Origin of the sequence: Streptomyces sp. NRRL WC-3549 (assembly GCF_000721935.1) — a bacterium.
Lineage (GTDB): Bacteria > Actinomycetota > Actinomycetes > Streptomycetales > Streptomycetaceae > Streptomyces.
Map to the genome: position 1 here is coordinate 133,248 of NZ_KL585423.1, position 965 is coordinate 134,212.

Annotated in this window: 1 protein-coding gene and 1 pseudogene; both read left to right on the forward strand. The window is 73.8% G+C overall.

What is annotated here, in order from left to right; translation table 11 throughout:
* The coding region (locus IH13_RS0126990; RefSeq protein WP_031088582.1) for an FAD-dependent monooxygenase at positions 1-639 on the forward strand (639 nt) is incomplete at its 5' end.
* Positions 640-749: 110 nt separating this feature from the next.
* A pseudogene (locus IH13_RS0126995) lies at positions 750-965 on the forward strand (GNAT family N-acetyltransferase); the annotation flags it as partial.

The following is a 965-nucleotide window of genomic DNA, read 5'->3' on the forward strand; positions in this document are numbered from 1 at the left end:
CGCCTCTACGGCGACCGTTTCGCGCCCGAGTACACCGGCTTCGCCAACTGGCGCGTCACCGTGCCCCGGCAGCCCGGAGTGCGGGGCGTCGTGATGAGCACGGGCAACCGGTCCGCGAAGGCGCTGCTCACCCCGATCACCGACGACCTGATGTACCTGGGCGCGGTCTTCGCCGAGGAGGCGGACTTCCGTCCCGACCCGGAGCGCGCGCACGAACAGCTCGCGGAACGGCTCACCGCGTTCGAGGGCCCGGTCGCCGAGGCGCTCTCGCAGGTCAAGGACCCGGCCGGTGTGGTGTACTCGCGCATCTCGCAGGTGACGGTGGAGGAGCCCTGGCACGTCGGCCGGGTCGTCCTCGCCGGCGACGCCGCGCACGCGAGCACCCCGCACCTCGCCCAGGGCGCGGCCATGGCGGTGGAGGACGCGCTGGTCCTGGCCCAGTCGCTGGACTCCGAGGAGGACGTGGCCGGAGCCCTCGCCGCGTGGGAGGCACGCCGCCGGCCGCGTGCCATGTTCGTGCAGAACCTGTCCCGGGCGATCCTGAAGCAGGAGACCGGCACACCGACCACGCCCGAGGAGGACGAGCTCCTGAAGATCGGCATCCCCGGCGCCGCCCACGTGCTCGTCAAGCCCTACTGACGCCCGGTACCTGGGCCGGGGCGCACGCGTGACGCTCCCGGCCCAGGGGTGTGTGCGGGACGGCCGGAATCCGGGTGCCGGACGGCCTGCCGGTTCGGCAGGATGAGGCGATGACCTGGACCTTCACCGACGACGTGGACGTCTTCCTGGACGCCGCCGGACCCTCGCTCACCGCCCGCCCCGTCGAGAACACACTGCTGCTGACCGTCACGGCGGCCCTCGTGCGCCACGGCCCGCACGCCTACGGTGAGGCCGCGCCGGTACTGGGATGGTGGCGCGGGGCGGACGGCGAGGTGGCGGGCGCCCTGGTGCGGACGCCACCGCAC